At 72.1% G+C, this 17,045-nt stretch carries 12 protein-coding genes and 2 pseudogenes; 5 read left to right on the plus strand and 9 right to left on the minus strand.

The genetic code is table 11. The features are described 5' to 3' along the window. Positions 1 to 16 precede the first annotated feature (16 nt). Positions 17 to 1,393: a tetratricopeptide repeat protein gene (locus AB0D53_RS30240; RefSeq protein WP_362452233.1), complete on the plus strand. Its 1,377-nt coding sequence runs from the start codon at positions 17 to 19 to the stop codon at positions 1,391 to 1,393. 61 nt (positions 1,394 to 1,454) lie between these two features. Here the strand turns inward: AB0D53_RS30240 and AB0D53_RS30245 are convergent. The 3 genes and pseudogenes from AB0D53_RS30245 to panD form a co-directional block, all read right to left on the minus strand. After that, positions 1,455 to 1,758 (minus strand): annotated as a pseudogene (locus AB0D53_RS30245) (alpha/beta fold hydrolase); the annotation flags it as partial. A 511-nt stretch (positions 1,759 to 2,269) separates the two neighbouring features. Next, positions 2,270 to 2,890: pseudogene (locus AB0D53_RS30250) on the minus strand (aspartate/glutamate racemase family protein); the annotation flags it as partial. 209 nt (positions 2,891 to 3,099) lie between these two features. Continuing rightward, complete coding sequence (gene panD / locus AB0D53_RS30255) at positions 3,100 to 3,525, minus strand: aspartate 1-decarboxylase (RefSeq protein WP_362452234.1); 426 nt, start codon at positions 3,523 to 3,525, stop codon at positions 3,100 to 3,102. Positions 3,526 to 3,866: 341 nt separating this feature from the next. On the opposite strand from panD, the gene AB0D53_RS30260 reads away from it, so the two are divergent. The 3 genes from AB0D53_RS30260 (at position 3,867) to AB0D53_RS30270 (ending at position 7,480) form a co-directional block, all read left to right on the plus strand. Beyond that, a complete protein-coding gene (locus tag AB0D53_RS30260; RefSeq protein ID WP_362452235.1) occupies positions 3,867 to 5,168 on the plus strand; it encodes a hypothetical protein in 1,302 nt (433 codons plus the stop codon). 85 nt (positions 5,169 to 5,253) lie between these two features. Further along, complete coding sequence (locus AB0D53_RS30265) at positions 5,254 to 6,822, plus strand: histidine kinase (RefSeq protein WP_362452236.1); 1,569 nt, start codon at positions 5,254 to 5,256, stop codon at positions 6,820 to 6,822. Positions 6,823 to 6,826: 4 nt separating this feature from the next. Next, positions 6,827 to 7,480, plus strand: coding sequence for a response regulator transcription factor (locus AB0D53_RS30270; protein WP_362452238.1), 654 nt, complete (start codon positions 6,827 to 6,829; stop codon positions 7,478 to 7,480). Between the two features lie 485 nt (positions 7,481 to 7,965). Here the strand turns inward: AB0D53_RS30270 and AB0D53_RS30275 are convergent, their stop codons facing one another. The 6 genes from AB0D53_RS30275 to AB0D53_RS30300 all read right to left on the minus strand — a co-directional run bounded on the left by AB0D53_RS30275 (position 7,966) and on the right by AB0D53_RS30300 (position 15,065). Continuing rightward, positions 7,966 to 9,192 carry an NADH:flavin oxidoreductase gene (locus tag AB0D53_RS30275; protein WP_362452239.1) on the minus strand — a complete coding sequence of 409 codons (1,227 nt, stop codon included), beginning with the start codon at positions 9,190 to 9,192 and terminating at the stop codon, positions 7,966 to 7,968. Then, a complete protein-coding gene (locus AB0D53_RS30280) occupies positions 9,189 to 10,220 on the minus strand; it encodes an ABC transporter ATP-binding protein (protein WP_362452240.1) in 1,032 nt (343 codons plus the stop codon). Before AB0D53_RS30280 ends, AB0D53_RS30275 begins: the two co-directional genes overlap by 4 nt. Further along, entirely contained in the window at positions 10,217 to 11,269 is a 1,053-nt protein-coding gene (locus AB0D53_RS30285; protein ID WP_362452241.1) for an ABC transporter ATP-binding protein, read from the minus strand. The genes AB0D53_RS30280 and AB0D53_RS30285 overlap by 4 nt, the downstream gene beginning before the upstream one ends. Further along, positions 11,266 to 12,300: an ABC transporter permease gene (locus AB0D53_RS30290; protein ID WP_362452242.1), complete on the minus strand. Its 1,035-nt coding sequence runs from the start codon at positions 12,298 to 12,300 to the stop codon at positions 11,266 to 11,268. The genes AB0D53_RS30285 and AB0D53_RS30290 overlap by 4 nt, the downstream gene beginning before the upstream one ends. Next, the gene (locus tag AB0D53_RS30295; protein WP_362452243.1) at positions 12,293 to 13,261 is read right to left on the minus strand and encodes an ABC transporter permease; all 969 of its coding nucleotides are present in this window, start codon (positions 13,259 to 13,261) and stop codon (positions 12,293 to 12,295) included. The genes AB0D53_RS30290 and AB0D53_RS30295 overlap by 8 nt, the downstream gene beginning before the upstream one ends. A gap of 184 nt (positions 13,262 to 13,445) precedes the next feature. Next, entirely contained in the window at positions 13,446 to 15,065 is a 1,620-nt protein-coding gene (locus AB0D53_RS30300; protein ID WP_362452245.1) for an ABC transporter substrate-binding protein, read from the minus strand. Between the two features lie 333 nt (positions 15,066 to 15,398). Between AB0D53_RS30300 and AB0D53_RS30305 the strand changes: the two genes are divergently transcribed. Beyond that, positions 15,399 to 17,042, plus strand: a complete 1,644-nt coding sequence (locus AB0D53_RS30305; RefSeq protein WP_362452246.1) for a class I adenylate-forming enzyme family protein — start codon at positions 15,399 to 15,401, stop codon at positions 17,040 to 17,042. The last annotated feature ends 3 nt before the right edge of the window (positions 17,043 to 17,045 follow it).

Consider the following 17,045-nt stretch of genomic DNA (forward strand, 5'->3'; position numbering starts at 1 on the left):
CAGAAGGGGCGGCGCGATGAACGCGAAGCACACAGCGGGGCGGACCACGGGCCCGGACGAGGATCCCGGCGCCATCGGCCGCCGCGTACAACGCCTGCGCACCGAACGCAATCTGACACAACGCCAGTTGGCGGAGCCCGCTTACACCCCTGCCTACGTCTCCACGCTGGAGGCGGGCCGGGTACGCCCGTCGGAGGCGGCTCTGCGCCATCTCGCGGAGCGGCTCGGCGTCACGTACGAGGAACTGGCGACGGGGCGCCCCGCCCATCTCGCGACCGCGCTGCGGCTGGAACTCGTCGAGGCCCAGCGGACCTTGGCCACGGGTGCCGCCGAGGACGCGGCCGCCTCCTACGCGCGGCTGCTCGCCGAGGCCGGCCGGCACGGGCTCGACGAGGAACGCGCCACGGCCCTGCTCGGGCTCGGGCACTGCGCCCTGGAGACGGGTGATCTGCCCACGGCCCGCGAGCACTTCGAGGCCGCGGAGCGGCTGCTCGCCGACGCCCCGCTCCCCCGGCGCGCCCCGGCCGTCCGGGGCAGAGCCGTCGCCCACCTCCTGGCCGGCGAACTCCGGTACGCCTGCTACCTGCTGGAGAGCGCCATCGACGAACTCAACACCTCCGGCCTCCAGGACCCCGGCGCGCTCCTGCTGCTGTACACGGCCGCGATCGCCCCCTACATGGACATGGGTGCCCACGCCCGCGCCGCCCAGGCCGGTGAGCTGGCGCTGGCCCTCGCCCCCCGGGTGTCCGATCCGGAACTGGTCGCCGGTCTCCACCGCAGCGTCGCCCGTACCCTCATAGCGGCGGGCCGCACCTCGGAGGCGGACGCCTCACTCGCCAAGGCCGCGGAGATCTACCAACAGCTCCAGATCCGCACGGAGCTCGCGCACTGCCACTGGATGCGCGGCTACGTACACGCCCAGGACGGCGACCTGGCCGGCGCCGAGACCGAACTGCGCGCCGCCCGCGACATGCTGGCCTCGAAGCGGGCCGCCCTGTACACGGCCCAGGTCGAGGTGGAGCTGGCGGATGTCCTGCGCCGCCGGGGCAAGGACGCCCAGGCCCAGGAGCTGTTGCACAGACTCCTCGGCGAACTGCACCCGGACCGCGGCTCGGTCCACGCGGGCGGCGCGCACCGGCTGCTCGGTCTGATCCACGAGGACCGGGGCGATCCGGAATCCGCCGAGGAGCACTACGTCACCGCACTGTCGCTGCTGGAGCGCGCCGGCGCCGCCGGAGACCTCGCGGACATCTGCCGGCTGCTGGGCGACCTGCTGCGCCGTGTGGGCCGTACCGAGGCCGCGATGGACGCCTACCGGACCGGCCTCGGCCACCGGGCCTCCCCCGGCACCACCACACTGGGCCCGTCACCGGTCCGGCCACCCACCGCCTGATCCCGGTCCGGCGGGATCGGCTCGGCTTCCCGCCCGTCCCCGCACAAGGGCGCGCGCACGGGCTCAGGGTGCGGACGCGGTCCGGATGCAGCGCCGCGTACAGGGTGGCGAGGACGCCCGCCCGACGAGTGCGCGAGCACATCTATGTGTTCGAGGCCGAGATGATCACGGAGCGCCTCGATGTCGGCGGCCTGTCGACCGCAGCGGTACGTGGCCGGGTCGGCCGGGACCTCGGAGTCACCGGTGCCCCGCAGGCCGAGCATGATCAGCCGGCGATGCGCCGACAGCCCGTCGAGATCGCCGAGGCAGCCGGAGGCCCGCATGGGGTCGCCGGGCAGGCGGAGGAGTGGTTCGCTGTCGCCCACCGCCCGACAGGCGAGTCGAGTGCCGCCGTGGCGGTGAGCAGGGTCATGGCGCGATCCCCGTCGCCGGTCGGCCAGGGCAGCGAGCCGCCTGTTCCGGCCTGCCTCGGTTCAGCGGCCGCGCACTCCGTCCGGCGAGCGCGACGCGTCCCGGGAGCGGTCGGGGATCCGCTCCCCGGAGCGGGGTACGGCCCGCCTACGCGACGGCTGAGGTTCCGGGTCGGGGCGCGGTGGCGGCGGCTGTGGGATCGGATCCGGCGAGGGGCCCGGCGGGACGGGGCCGGGTGGCGGTGGCGGTGGTGGTTCCGGCAGCGGGGAGGGTGGGCCGGGCATCGGTCCCGGGGTGGGGGCCGGCGGGACCGGGTCGGGGTACGGATTCGTCATCGGGGGCCTCCGAACGGTTCGGGTGGATCTGCTTCCACCGTCCCCCGGAGCGACCGCCCGCGCCTGGTGAGTCCGTGCGTCCCGGTTCCGGATGACCTGCCGGGACCGGCGAGCCGTGCCGGGGTCGGCGTGCGGCGGCGGCCGCGGCCGCGAGACCCGGCCGGGGGCTGGAGAGCACCGGGATGCGGGTGACCGTACGGGTGACCGCGTCGGCCATGGACGCCTGTGCCAGCACGATCACATCGCTGTCCGTCACCGCATCGGCCGCGGCGGCGACGAGGTCCAGGTAGCCGTCCCGGTCACCGCCTTCGAAACACGCCCAGGCTCCGTCCACCACGACGGTCCGTACGTCGACGGGCCGGTCCCCCGCCTCTTCGGCGAGCAGGGCGAGGGTCGGCGCCAGGGTGCCGGTGAACGTCGCGAGCACGACCACCCGGCCCCGTGCCGCGGCAAGGGCCGCCATCGGGCGGTCGACGCGCAGCACAGGAACACCGAGCCGCGCCGACTCCGACTCGGCGACGGCGCCGATCGTCGAACAGGTGCAGAGCACGGCACGGGCACCGTCCGCGACGGCGCCCGCGAGCAGGTCCCGGACCTCGCCCGACACCGCTTCGGGGCCCGCTTCCCCGGCCCTGGTGAGCAGGTCCTCGCGCACGAGATGGCGCAGGGCGAGTCCGGGATGGTGCGCGTCCCGGAGTGCGTCGAAAACGGGTACGTGGGCCGGGGAGGTGTGCAGCAGGGCGAGGGTCACCGGCCAAACGGTACAGTCCCCGGCCGACCCGGGTCCGTACGGCTCGGGATGCCTCCTGAGCTGTGCCTTCGCCCGTTTCACCGGCTCGGCCGGGACCTCGGGGGCCCGGTCGGGATGGCGCTCCGCCCGCTTCGCGGCGTACGGGCGGAGCGGGACGACGGGGCCTCGCGCCCCGCCACGGCGAGTGCTCCCTCGGTGGCCGGACCGGCTCAGCGCGCCGCGGGCACGGCGTGCGGGCTCCGCTCGGTGGCGGTGCCGGGTACGGGCGCGGCGGCGTCGGCACCGAGCGCGACGATACGGTTGCCGGCGTCGACGTGCACGATGCGCGGGGTCAGGTCGCGCGCCCCGGCGTCGTCGACCTGGGCGTAACTGATCAGGATGACCAGATCACCGGGGTGGACGAGGTGGGCGGCGGCGCCGTTGATTCCGATGACACCGGAGCCGCGCTCCCCCTCGATGACATACGTCTCCAGACGGGCGCCGTTGTCGATGTCGACGATGTGCACCAGCTCGCCGGGGAGCAGATCCGCTGCTTCCATCAACTCCGCGTCGACGGTGACGGAACCGACGTAGTGCAGATCTGCCTGGGTCACAGTGGCCCGGTGAATCTTGGATTTGAGCATGGTACGCAGCATCGAGGTACTCCCACAAGTAGGCTCCCTGCCTGCGTTTTTGCAGGTCAAGGGCTGTTCTGGCACTCTACAACGAGTCGCATGTCCGGACAGCGTTCCCCAGGCATTTCAGGACCCACGCCGATCGTTCGCCAACTTGACTGACGCATCGTCATGCGGCGCCCCGGTAGCCCTGTCGGCGAAGCAGGCCGGGCCGGCCTCGGCCTGCGTGTCGAGGGTGCCGTGTCCGCGTGCCGCCGTGGCCGATCGGCCCGAGGGCATGGCCGGTCGGCCGACGCGGTGCCTTGGCCGGTCCTCCTAGTGTCGAACCCGATCGCACACCGGAGCCGAAGAGGGGACATTCGATGGATCGGCGAGCCACGACGGATCAGCGAGGTACGACCGCGGTGCACGGGGACGTGGCAGCAGCGGTCGGTACGAGTGTGGAGTTCGAGACCGACGTCATGGCACTGCTCGTCGCGGCACTGCGCGGCGCGGTCAAGCTCGGGGCGACGGCGGTGGGGAGCGAGAACCTGTTGGCCGCGCTCGTGATGGGGGACAGCGACGCGGGTGCGGCGATCGCGCCGGGGATGCGGAAGGCCGGTGGGCTCGGCGGCCTGGTCTCGGGGCGCGGCGGGCGCGGCTGGGCGAGTACGGACGACACGGCCGGTCCCGTACCCGACGTGGCCGCGGCCGTACCCGATGAGGACGCGGCCGACGCCTATGAGCTCACCGCCGCCTGGCGCGAGGCACATTGGCGGTTCGGGCTCGCATCGCGCCGGCCGGCCGCCGGGAGCGACCGGCCGCTGCCCGGCATGACGGGAGCACTGCGCGCGTGCCTGCTGTCCGCGCTGAAGGCGGCTCGGGCCGAAGGGGCCGTCTCCGTACGCTGCCGGCACGTGGCGCGCGCCCTGTTGGAACTACCGGACAGCCGCGCCCGCGAGGCACTGGTGGTGGAGAGGCTGGACCTGGCCGCGGCGGCAACCGCGCTCGACGCCCTGGACGCGAGCGCCCCGGCCGGGTCGGAGCGGCCGGAGTCGCACGGCGTCGTGCTCCTTCGCCGGGCCGGCACGCTGGGCCGGAGCGGCAACCGCCTGACGCGCGCGCTGACGTCGTGGCTTTCCGGGTCGGGGCAGTACGGCTCCCCGGTGCTGTTCGCGGTGTTCGTCGAAGCGACCCGGCAGGCGGTGCGGTGCGGGCGCTCCGAGGCGCGCCCCGTCGACCTCCTGCTGGGCATCCTCGCCCTGGACCGCGCCCTGGCCGTCGCCGGGGAAGCCCTGCCCGAGGACCTGGCTGCCGCCAACTCCGCCGCCGCGCTGCTGAACCGGCACGGCGCACGGCTGAACCCACTGAACCGGGCGGCGAACACCACCACGGAGGATGACGCCGCGGGGAAGGTGCTGTTCTCCGACACCGCCGAGCGGGCCAAGGCCGTCGCCCAGCTCACGGCCGTCGAGCACGGGTCGGCCACCGTCGGAACGGTCCATCTGCTGGCCGCCCTCCTCGACGATTCCGCAGCGGATGTCCAGTCCCGGGACACCACGGCCCAAGGCATCCCGGCCCCGGACACCACGGCCCAAGTCGCCACGGTCGTGGAGTTGTTGACCGCCCGGCACGTGGACATCGCCGCGCTGCGGGCCGACCTGCCGCTCGGGCCGGGCGCGTGACGACGGGGGCCGCCGGGACCCGGCAGCCCCGCCCGGCGCTACCGTCCATCCCGGCGAGTCCACTGTGTCGGAGGCGGAGACGACCATGAGTGAGGTACCCGAAGGCACCGGCCGGGCCCGTGTGTCCGCCTGGCGGGAGCCGGGTGACGTGGTCCGGTGGGCGCGTGCGGAGATGGTCGCGAGCCGGGCGGCCGTACGGGACGCCGCGCGCGCAGCCGTCGCCGTCGATGTCGTGCTGGGCGTCCTCGTGCTGGCCTTCGGGCTGGTCCCCCTGCTGGTGGTGCATCCGGCCCGGCCCGTCCTGGCGGTGCTGGAGGCGTTGTGGACGGCGCTGCTCGTGGTGGGGCGGCGCGGTCGGCCCGTGGCGGCGGTGGTGTGCACTGCTCCGCTGCTGGTGGGTGCCAATGTGTGGACGCTGGCGGCGATCCCGCTGATCGTGCTGTCCGCCACCCGCCGGATCGCGCCGCCACGACGTGCGTGGCGGGTGGTGGGGGTGGCCTGCGCGGTCGCCGGGGTGCTGACCGTCGCGCGCGGCTTCTTCCATTGGGAGTCCCTGCCGACGGACCTGGCCGGCAACGCGGTCTCCGCGGTACTGCTTCTCCTCCTCCCGGCCCTGTCGGGGACGCTGCTCGGCAGGCGGCGGCCCCTGGTCGGCCTGTTGCGGGAACGCAATGCCTATCTGGAACAGACCCGTGCGCTGACCGCCGCGGCGGCCCGGATGGAGGAGCGGACCCGGATAGCCGGCGAGATGCACGACCTCCTCGGCCACCGGCTGAGCCTGATCTCCGTACACGCCGGGGCGCTGGAACTGGCCGCCGGACGGCAGGCCCCCGCCCTCGCTGGACAGGCGGAACTGCTGCGCACGACGGCCGGGACGGCGATGGAGGAGTTGCGCGAGATCCTCGGTGTGCTCCGGCACACGGACCTCACGGACGAGGGCGAGGACGCCGCTGCGGGCACGGGTGCGCGGGGGACGCACGAGGACATCTCCGCGCTGGTCACGCAGTCCCGACAGACGGGCGGCGGGCCGGTGGAGCTGGAGTGGTCGCTCCCGGCGACGGCCGAGGTCGACGCCCGTACCCGGCAGGCGGTCCACCGGGTGGTCCGCGAGGGACTGACGAACGTGCTGAAACACGCCTCCGGCGCGCCCGCACGGGTGGAGGTCCGGGCCGAGGGCGCGGAGCTCGTGGTCGGCGTGGTGAACGGGACTCCGCGCGAGGGCGGTCACTCACGGGGAGGCACGCACAGCGGTCTGGCCGGTCTCCACGAGCGGGTCTCCATGCTGGGCGGCACCTTCGCGGCGGGGCCACTTCCGGGCGGGGGTTTCGCCGTGACGGCCCGTCTTCCCTCCCACGACGTCGACGGCGGTCCCCTGCCCACACGTGCTCGCCCCTCCGCCGATGCCCCCGCGTACGGACCGCAGACGTCCGGGACTCCGGCGTACGGACCACCGGCGTCCGGGACTCCGATGTACGGACCGTCGCCGTTCGGGGCACCGGCCATCGGCCAGGGCAGGAGGGGAGCGCACGCCCCGGTACGGGCCGAGGTACTGACCTGGCCGCGGATCCTGGGAGCCGGCTGCGCCGCGGTGGCCGTGGTCCTGCCCACGGTGGGCTTCCTGGTCGTACTGCTGGTGACGGCGGCCCTAAGATGAACGGGTGATCCGAGTTCTGGTCGCCGACGACGAGGCGCTGATGCGTACGGGCATCCGGCTGATCCTGGAGAACGCCGAGGACATCGAGGTCGTGGCCGAAGCCGCCGACGGCGGGGAGGCGGCAGCGGCCTGCCGGTCCCAGGAGGTCGACGTCGCGCTCCTCGACCTCCAGATGCCGGGCCGGGACGGAATCGCGGCCGCGCAGGACATCACCCGTCTCTCGCCCCGCACGCATGTGGTGATGCTGACGGCCTTCGGCGAGGAGGCGAGCGTCACGCGCGCTCTGCGGGCCGGTGCGGCCGGCTACATCCTCAAGGACACCGGACCCAACGACCTGATCCACGCCGTCCGCCTGGCCGCGAAGGGCGAACCGGTCCTGGCCCCCCGCGTCACCCGCCAACTCCTCGAACGCCACGTCCAGTACGGCCGTGACACCGAGAACGCGCTGCGCAGGATCGAGGAACTCACCCCGGCCGAACGCGACGTGCTGCGCCTGCTCGGCCGGGGCCTGTCCAACCCCGAGATCGCCGACGAGCTGTACATCAGCACCGGCACGGTCAAGGCGCACATCAGCCGCATCCTGACGCGCACGGGCAGCGCCAACCGCGTACAGGCGGCCGTGCTGGCGCATGACGCCGGGCTGCTGCGGGACCGCTGAGCGGTTCACCGGCCGGGGCGCGTCCGCCGGTCGACTGGCTCCCCCGGGTGCCCGTGTGGTCGTCCGATTTCCCGGACCACATCGACCCACTCGTCACCTGAAGGACTCGACAACGAGCGGGCCACGGCCACGACTCCCTCCTACGAGCCGTTCGTTTCCGGTCGGTCCCGGCGCATGTCCTGGACGATCCGGTTGATGACGGCTGTGGCCCGCTCAGGGTGTTCCTCCGGCCACCTGCCGAGGTGGTTCCGGACGGTCCCGTCCGACACACTCGCGCGTTTCGGAGCTGCCCAGCACGCTGCGCGTGGAGCCCTGGAACTCCGGGTGGTCCGGCCGCGACCTCGGCGCGAGCCTGCGCGGACCGGGTGCCGGCCACCGCACCGAGGGCGGGATCGAGCCGCCCGGTACGGGCGATCGCCTCCGCGGTGACCGTGCGGGCGTCGTCTCGCCGCTTCTGACGGCCGCGGCGACGGCGTCGAGACCCCTCATCCCACGTATCCGGCGGGTGTGCCCCACGTCGCGTGGCGGGTGGTGGTGCGGTCGACCAGCACGCAGCGGGTGCCGGTGAAGTTGGTCGGCATGCACTTGTTGCAGTGGATACACAGGGACGGAGTGGTTTCGTCGTCGCGCAGGCGGTTGATCAGGTCCGGCTCGCGCAGCAGGGCCCGGGCCATGGCCACGTACTCGAAGCCCTCACGCATCGCGAGGTCCATGGCGGATCTGCCGGTGATGCCGCCGAGCAGGATCATCGGGAGCTTCACGGCGGCGCGGATCTGCCGGGCGTCCTCGAGGAGGTAGGCGTCCCGGTAGGGGTAGCTGTGCAGGAACCGCTTGCCGACCATCTTCACGCCGAGCTTGATCGGCTGCGGCATGACGTCGGCGAACTCCTTGAGCGGGGCGTCGCCCTTGAAGAGGTACATCGGGTTGAGCAGGGAACTGCCCGCGGTCATCTCCAGGGCGTCGACAGTGCCGTCCTGTTCAAGCCACTGCACCACCGGGATGGCCTCATCGAGCCAGAACCCGCCGGGCACTCCGTCGTCCATGTTCATCTTGGCGAGGACGGCGATCCGGCCGCCGACCGCGTCATGGACGGCCCGCATGATGTTGCGGGCGAACCTGGCCCGGTTCTCCAGGCTGCCGCCGTACTCGTCGGTGCGGTGGTTGATGCGGGGGCTGAGGAAGGAACTGGCCAGGTAGTTGTGGCCCAGGTGGACCTCCACGGCGTCGAAGCCTGCGGATACGGCGCGGCGGGCGGCCTCGGCGTGGGCCTCGGTGATGCGCCCGATGTCGGCGACGGACGTCTCCTGGGCCCAGCTCATCGCGGTGGCGTGGAAGTGCTTGGACGGGGCGAGGGCCGGGGCTCCGTTCGCCTTGGGGCTGGCGACGGGGCCGCCGTGGCCTATCTGCGCGGCGATCGCGGCGCCCTCGGCGTGCACGGCTTCGGTGAGGGTCCGCAGCCCTGGCATCGCCTCGTCGGTCCAGTAGATCTGGTGCCGGTCGGTCCGCCCCTCCTTGGCGACGGCGCAGTAGGCGACGGTCGTCATGCCCACGCCGCCCCGGGCATAGGCGACGTGGAAGTCGACGAGGTCCTTGGTCACCAGGGACCTGTGGCTGAGCCCCTCGTAGGTCGCGGCCTTGATGACGCGGTTGCGGAGCTTGACCGGGCCCAGTTGGGCGGGGGCGAATACGTCCGGGGTCTCGGTGGCGGTCACGGGTGGTTCCTCCTCGGTTCGACGTGGTGACAGGCGACCAGGTGTCCCGGCCGGATGTCTCTGAGCGGGGGCTCCTCGTCGGAGCACTGTGCGGTGGCCAGCGGGCAGCGGGTACGGAAGCGGCAGCCCGACGGCGGGTTCAGCGGGGACGGGAGATCGGCGGCCGGACCCGCGGGCGCGAGGGGCTGCCCGCCGCCGGATAGACCGGTGCCGGGGCTGCGCCGGGGCTCGGGAAGCGAAGCGAGCAGCAGCCGTGTGTAGGGGTGGACGGCCTCGTGGTGCATCCCGTCGGAGGGCAGGACCTCGCAGACCTTGCCGAGGTACATCACCATGACGCGGTCGCTGATGTTCTTCACCACGGAGACGTCGTGGGCGATGAAGACCATGCTGAGTCCGCGCCGACGCTTCGTCGCCTCCAGGAGGTTGAGGATCTGCGCCTGCACGGACACGTCGAGGCTGGAGACGGGCTCGTCGCAGATCAGCACCGCCGGGTCGAGGAGCAGGGCGCGGGCAATGCAGACCCGCTGGCACTGGCCGCCGGAGAGTTCGTGCGGTCTGCGGTCCCGTACGGTCGCCGGGTCGAGGCCGGTGTCGCGCAGCGCCTCGTCGATCCGGGCGTCCTTGCCGTGGGTGTCGTCGCCGCTCCCCCAGATCGACGGCCCCTCCCACAGCAGGTCCTTGACCCTGCGGCGGGGATTCAGGGCGGCGATCGGGTCCTGCATGATGATCTGCATCCTCGCGCGGGCGCGGCGCAGTTCCTCCGGGGCGAGGCCGGTGAGGGTCACACCGGCGAGGCGTACGGTTCCCGAGTCCGGGGGCGGCAGCTGGATCAAGGAGCGGCCGACGGTGGACTTGCCGCAGCCGGACTCGCCGAGAATGCCCAGCGTCTCGCCCTCCGCGACGTCCAGTGAGACTCCGGAGACGGCGTGCACCTTCCGGCCGTGGCCGGCCGGGAACTCCACGACGAGGTTCCGCGCGCTCAGCGCGGGCGGACGCGCGTCCCGGTCGGTGGTGCGGGTCGTCGTCATACGGCGGTCTCCTCGGCTGCGCCCAGAGGGTGGTGACAGGCGACGAGGCCGCCGCCGGAGTCGCGCTCACCGGCGTATCCGGCGAGTTGGGGCGATTCGGTGGTACAGCGGTCGGTCGCCGTGCCGCAGCGGGGAGAGAACCGGCAACCGGGGGGCGGGTTCAGCAGGTTGGGCGGCCGGCCCTCGATCGTCGGGAGCAGCGTGTGCGGCGGCAGGTCGAGCCGGGGGACGGAGGCGATCAGGGCGCTGCTGTACGGGTGTCGGGGGCGGTCGAAGACGGAGGCGGACGGAGCGTACTCGACGAGGCTGCCGGAGTACATGACCGCGACCCGGTCCGTACGGCCGGCGACGGTGGCGAGATCGTGGCTGATCAGGACGGTGGCCATGCGCAGGTCCCGCGCCAGCGACTGGAGCAGGTCGAGGATCTGCTTCTGTACGGTGACGTCGAGCGCGGTGGTGGGTTCGTCGGCGATGAGCAGCCGTGGCTCGCAGGCGAGGGCCATGGCGATGACGACGCGCTGCCGCATTCCGCCGGAGAGTTCGTGCGGGTATTGGCGTGCGCGCCGGGACGGTTCGGGGATGCCGACCTGCCGGAGCAGGTCGACGGTCCGTTCCCGGGCCTCGGCACGGTTCAGGCCCTGGTGCAGGCGCACGCTCTCGGCCAGATGCGCGCCGACCTTCTTGACCGGGTTCAAGGAGGTCATCGGGTCCTGGAAGACCATGGCGACCTCGGTGCCCCACAGGGAGCGCCGCGACGCGGGGCTCAGGGCGTGGACGTCCCGGCCGCCGAGCAGGACGGTTCCGGAGACGGTGGTGCCCGGCCCGTCGGTGATCAGGCCCATGAGCGTGCGGCCCAGCACGGACTTGCCCGATCCGGACTCGCCGACGATGCCGAGGGTCTCGCCCTCGGACAGCGACAGGCTGACGCCGTCGACCGCCCGCACCGGGCCACGGGGGGTGTGGAAGACGGTGCGTATGTCGGTGGCGGTCAGCAGCGCGGGCGCGCCCGTGGTGGGTTCGATTGCCTGGGGAAGTGGTCCGGTGGTCACAGTTTCACGCTCCGGGAGTCCCATCGCCCGCGAGCCTTCTCGCCGACGATGCTGAAGGCGAAGACGGTGAGGAAGAGGAATGCGCCGGGCACGAGCACGATGTGCGGGTGCTCCTCGAAGACCCGGCCCTCGCCCTCGGCGATCATGTTTCCCCAGGTGGGTGCGGGTGGCTGGATACCGAGTCCGAGGAAGCTGAGAGATGCCTCGGCGACGATGAGGACCGAGATCATCACGACGGCCAGGGACAGCAGGGGCAGCAGCACGTTGGGCAGCAGTTCGCGCAGCAGGATCCGGGAGCGGGTAGCACCCATGGCTCGGGCCGCGACGACGAACTCCCGGTTGGCACAGGCCATGGTCGTGGCGCGGGCGAGGCGCACCATGCCGGGGATGGTGAGCAGGGCCAGTGAGAGGGCGACGTTGCGCAGACTTGGTTCGAGCACGGTGGCGAGTGCGATGAGCAGGATCAGCGGGGGCACGGCGAGCAGAGAGTTGGTGGCGAGGCCCACCGCGCGGTCGACGCTCTTGCGGAAGTAGCCGGCCACCATGCCGATCGCGCCGCCGACGACGGTGCCGACGCCGACCGCGGACAGCGAGATGATCAGCGAGGACCGGGCACCGTACAGGGACCGGGCGAGCAGGTCGAGGCCGAAGGCGTTGGTGCCGAGCGGGTTGTCCCCGGTGAAGGTCGGGGTGGCGAAGACCGGTTCGAGGACGGTGCTCGCCACGTCGCGGTCCTCGCCGACCGGCAGCCACGGGGCGAGCAGGATCGCGAGGCCGAGCAGGATGAGCCAGCCCGCGCCGAACCAGAACACCAGGTCGAAGCGGGGGCCGGCCCAGCGCTTGCCGAGCCTGGAGGCTCCGGCGAACGTCATGCCGAGGCCGAGGAGGACGAGGGCCGCCTTGGCGGGCGTCACGAGTTGGGGTGTCGTCGCGCCGAACCCCAGCAGGACGAGGCCGACGACGGTGAGGGTCAGGGCGGTGAGCAGGGGCGGCGGGGAGGCGGCCCGCGTGCGCGGGGCGATGTCAGACATGGACACGTCGCGTCCTCGGGTCGAGGTAGCCGTAGGAGAGGTCGATGGCGGCGTTGATCACCACGTAGATCAGGGCAATGGTGAGTACGGCGCCCTGAACCATCGGGTAGTCGCCCTGGCCGGCGGCGTTGACGACGACGGTTCCCATGCCGGGCAGCGAGAAGAGGTACTCGACGACGACGGTGCTGCCGATGAGCCGCCCGAGGCTGAGGCCGAGCAGGGTGACCAGGGAGAAGGAGGAGGGGCGCAGGGCGTCGGTGAACAGGATGCGCAACGGGTTCATGCCCTTGGCGCGGGCGGCGAGGATGTAGTCCTCCCGCAGGGTCACGATCAGGTCGCCGCGCAGTACCCGGGTGAACATGGCGAGTTCGGCAAGGGCCACGGTCAGCGCCGGCAGGAAGGCGTGGTGCAGATTGCCCAGCAGGTCACCGTCGCCGAGCCGGATCCACTCGGAACGCGGGAACCAGCCCGTCGAGTCGACCAGGAGAAGGATCAGCAGCAGCCCTGCCAGGAAGCCGGGCACGGACAGCACCCCGAAGGTGCCGGCGCCGATGATCCGGTCCGCGGCCGAATTCTCGCGGTACGCCGACCACATGGCCAGCGGCACAGCGATCAGCAGGGCGAGGAGCAGTCCGAGGGCGGCGATCTCGAAGCTGACGGGCAGCGCGGACAGCACCCGGTCGGTGACATCGCTCTGCGGCGGTACGACGGACTGGCCGAGGTCCCCGGTGAGGACACCGCCCAGCCAGTGGAGGTAGCGGGTGACCAGCGGCTGATCGAGGCCGAGTTCCGTGCGGAGCTCGGCGTATTCGGCGGGCGACCGGCCGGCGCCCAGGATGTCGACGGCGGGGTCACCGGGCAGCAGGACCACCAGGGAGAAGACTCCCGTGCTCGCGATGAGGAGCACGCCCACCAGTTCCAGGACCTTGACGGCCGGCCGGCGCAGCGCAGCGGGACTCATGAGTTCCTCCAGGTCTGCCCGGTGGCGGCACACGGGGCTACGGGATGCGCGTCGCGGTGCGGTGAAGCTACGGGTGGGCGGGCGGGCGGGCCCAGGGCGGTGTCCCGGTGAGCGGGAACGCCCCGGCCGGCGGATGCGCTCCGGTCGGCGGCGATGTCCCCGGGTCCGTCCGGGCCTTTGGGGATCACTTGCTGATCCACGCCTCACCGAAGAGGGTCATGTACTCGTCGGTGGGCACGACACCGTGGACGTTCTTGCCCCAGGCGGTGAACCCGGCGCCGGCACCGAGGTTGACCAGGGGGACGTCCTCGTTGAACAGGGCCTGGATCCGGTCGAGGGTCTTCTGGGTGTCGGCGTCGCTGTCCGCGGCTTGGAGCCGGACGAGCAGGGCGTCCATCCTCGGATTGGCGTAGCCGCCGGGGTTGCCGTAGCTCGTCGAGTTCAGGATGCTCTGCAGCCGGTGGTAGGGGTCGCTCTCGGAGATGCTGGCGGCACCACGGCTGATGTCGAAGTCGTGCTCCACATACGTCTTGGCCACCCGGTCGGCGATGGAGGAGACCATGTCGAGCTTCACGGTGAATCCGACACGTTCCAGCATGGCCTTGGTGACGACGCTCTTGGCCCTGGAGACGGGGTCGGTGCCGTCCATGTAGGTGATGGTGCCGTTGTAGCCGTCCTTCTTGGCCTCGGCGAGCAGCTTCTTCGCCCGGTCGAGGTCGACGCCGAGGGGCTTCACCTCGGAGTGCAGGCGCGATTCCGGCGGGAAGATCTCCTTGCCGGGCAGGCCCTTGCCCTCGTAGGCGCGCTCGGTTTCGAGCTCGGGGTCCAGCGCAAGGGCCAATGCCTTGCGGACGCGCAGGTCGGCGCCCGGCCGGCCCTGGCGGGTGTTGATGGTGACCATGGTGCCGAGACCGGTGAGGGTCAGTTCCCCGGGGTGGCCCGCCTTGACGGCGTCGTCGACGACGTCGGGGCTGCGCATGTAGGTGACATCGGCGGTGCCGTCGTCGAGCGCCTCCAGTTTGGCGCGGTCGGACTGCGGCCAGGTGAAGCGGAGGGCGTCGAGGTGCGGCTTGCCCTTGAAGTAGTTCTTGTTGGCCTTGAGGATCATCTCCTCCTGTGGGGCGTACTCGGCCAGGACGAAGGGACCGGCCCCGATGGGCTTGAACGTCTTCTCCGCGTACGCGGCGGGAGCCACGATCATGCCGGGTGCCTGGGCGAGCATCGCGGGGAATGTCGCCCAGGGGTTGCGGAGGGTGAAGACGACCGTGGTGTCGTCGGTGGCCTCGGCCTTCGCCAGGTTCGGGGCGAGCAGCGCGGTGTCGGCGCCCTTGTTCTTCCGGTACCAGGCGATGGAGGCGGTCACGGCGTCGGCGTCGAGGGGGGTGCCGTCGGAGAACTTCACTCCGTCACGGAGCTGCAGCGTCCAGGTCTTCAGGTCGTCGCTGCTGTGCAGCGACTTGGCCAGCTGGGGTTCGTACTTCTTCGCGGCGGTGTCGTACCGCATCAGTACGTCGTACACGGCGGCGAGCGCGGATCCGCCGGAGGCTCCGGTGGCGTAGGTGACGGCGGGGCTGAGGCTGCGGGCCTCGCCGTAGTCGGCGATGTGCAGCGTGCCGCCTTCGACGGGCGATCCGCCGTCGGGCTGTGCGCCGACGAGGCCGAAGGTGTAGCGGCCTCGTTCGGCCTTCTGCGTCTTGCCGCTGCCGGCTTCCCCGGCGTCGGACGATACGCACGCGGAGGTGAGCGTCACCGCGACGGCCAGGGTGGCGGCAAAGCGGGCTCTGTGCCGTGGTGCTCGCGTCATTTCGTCCTCCATGAGCCCGAGGCCGGTCGGACCGGCGCCGGAAGGTGGGAAAAACGGGTGCCGGAAGGCAAGTGGCACCGGGGCAGAGGGCCCGGGGCCGGAGCAGGTGGAGGGACGCTATGGCCGTCGAAATCCGGCCGACGTGACGTATCCCACTCACCGGGAGCCCGCTGACGTCCCGTCCCCACGGTCGCCGCCGCGGTGTTCCCTCTTCCTGTCGCCTGTGCCACGGTGTCCCAGTGACCGGAAACATCCGGTGGGTGAGGGGCCCGGACTGCCGACACTTGCGTCGACCGCCATCCCAGTGGAGTTCACGACGCCCAGGAGTCCCCGATGCCCAACGAAACGGATCACCGCGCAGCAGCCCTCGTCCAGGCAGCCGCGCTCACCGGCCCGGGCGGCCGGTTCGAGCTTGCCGACGACGACGTGCTGGGCACCCCGCTGCCGGTTTTCACCCACCGGCAGCGGGCCCTGCACGAGGTGCTGCACGCGTCCGTCGCCCACGCCGACCGCGACTTCGTGGTCACGGCGGACCGCCGGATCACCTTCGCCGAGCACGCGGCGCAGGTCGCGTCACTGGCCCAGGTGCTGCGTGAGCAGTACGGCGTCGCCAAGGGTGACCGAGTGGCCATCGCCGCCGCGAACTGCCCCGAGTGGATCACGACGTTCTGGGCCACGGTGTCGATCGGCGCGGTGGCGGTCGGATTCAACGCCTGGTGGTCGCCGCGCGAGATGGCACACGGCCTCGACAACGCCGAACCCGCGCTGGTGGTGGCCGATGCCAGGCAGTCGGCGAAACTGGCCGGCTGTCCGGTTCCGGTGCTGTCCGTGGAGGACGACATCAGCCGCTTCGTCACGGCCCACCCCGGTGCGCCGCTGCCGTCCGCGGACGTCGCCGAGGACGACCCGGCCGTCATCCTCTACACCTCCGGCACCTCGGGCCGTCCCAAGGGGGCCGTACACACGCACCGCAATCTGCTCGCCGTCGTCGAGTACCACCGTCTGAACGACGCGCTGCTCCAGATTTTCGGCGACCCGCTGCGCCCGCAGGACCGCGTCTATCTGCTGACGCTGCCGCTGTTCCACATCGCCAGCCTGCACAACCTGGCCGTGCCGCGGCTCGCCACCGGCAGCCGGATCGCGCTGCACCAGGGCGCGTTCGACGTGGACGCCGTGCTCGGCATGGTCGAGCGGGAGCAGGTCACCAACTGGGGCGCGGTGCCGACCATGGCCCACCGGATGCTCGAACACGGCGGGGCCCACCGGTACGACACGTCCTCGCTGACGTCCTTCGCCCTGGCCTCCGCACCGTCGTCGACCGCCTTCAAGGAACGGCTGCGCGAAGGCCTGCCGTTCGCGAAGAACTCGCTGGTGGACAGCTACGGGCTGACCGAGACGTGTACGGCTGTCGCGGCCGCGAACCCGCAGGACCTGGCGGAAGCTCCCGGCACTCTCGGCCGGCCCGTCACCGGCGTGCGCCTGGAGATTCGCGACCCCGCCGGCGAGGTGCTCGGCGAGGGTGAGGAGGGCGAGGTCTGGGTCCGCAGTCAGTTCAACATGCTGGGCTACTGGCGTGACTCCGCGGCCACCGCCGGCGCCATCGGCGCGGACCGCTGGCTGCGCACCGGGGACCTGGGGCAGTTGCGCGAGGGACGGCTGTATCTCAGCAGCCGCCGCTCGGACCTGATCATTCGCGGTGGCGAGAACATCTACCCGGCCGAGATCGAGACGGTGCTCGTCGATCACCCGGACGTCCGTGAATGCCTCGTGCTGGGGGTGCCGCATCCCGACCTCGGCCAGGAGGTGGCCGCGGTCGTGGTGCTCACGGCGGGCTCGACGGTCACCGAGGAGGCGCTGCGGGAGTACGCGGCCGCCGAACTGGCGTACTTCAAGGTGCCGAAGCAGTGGCGGCTGACCGCCGACGCGCTGCCGCGCAATGCGACCGGCAAGGTGATCCGGACCAAGGTGCGTGTCTGACGC

Origin of the sequence: Streptomyces sp. NPDC048295 (assembly GCF_040652135.1) — a bacterium.
Lineage (GTDB): Bacteria > Actinomycetota > Actinomycetes > Streptomycetales > Streptomycetaceae > Streptomyces.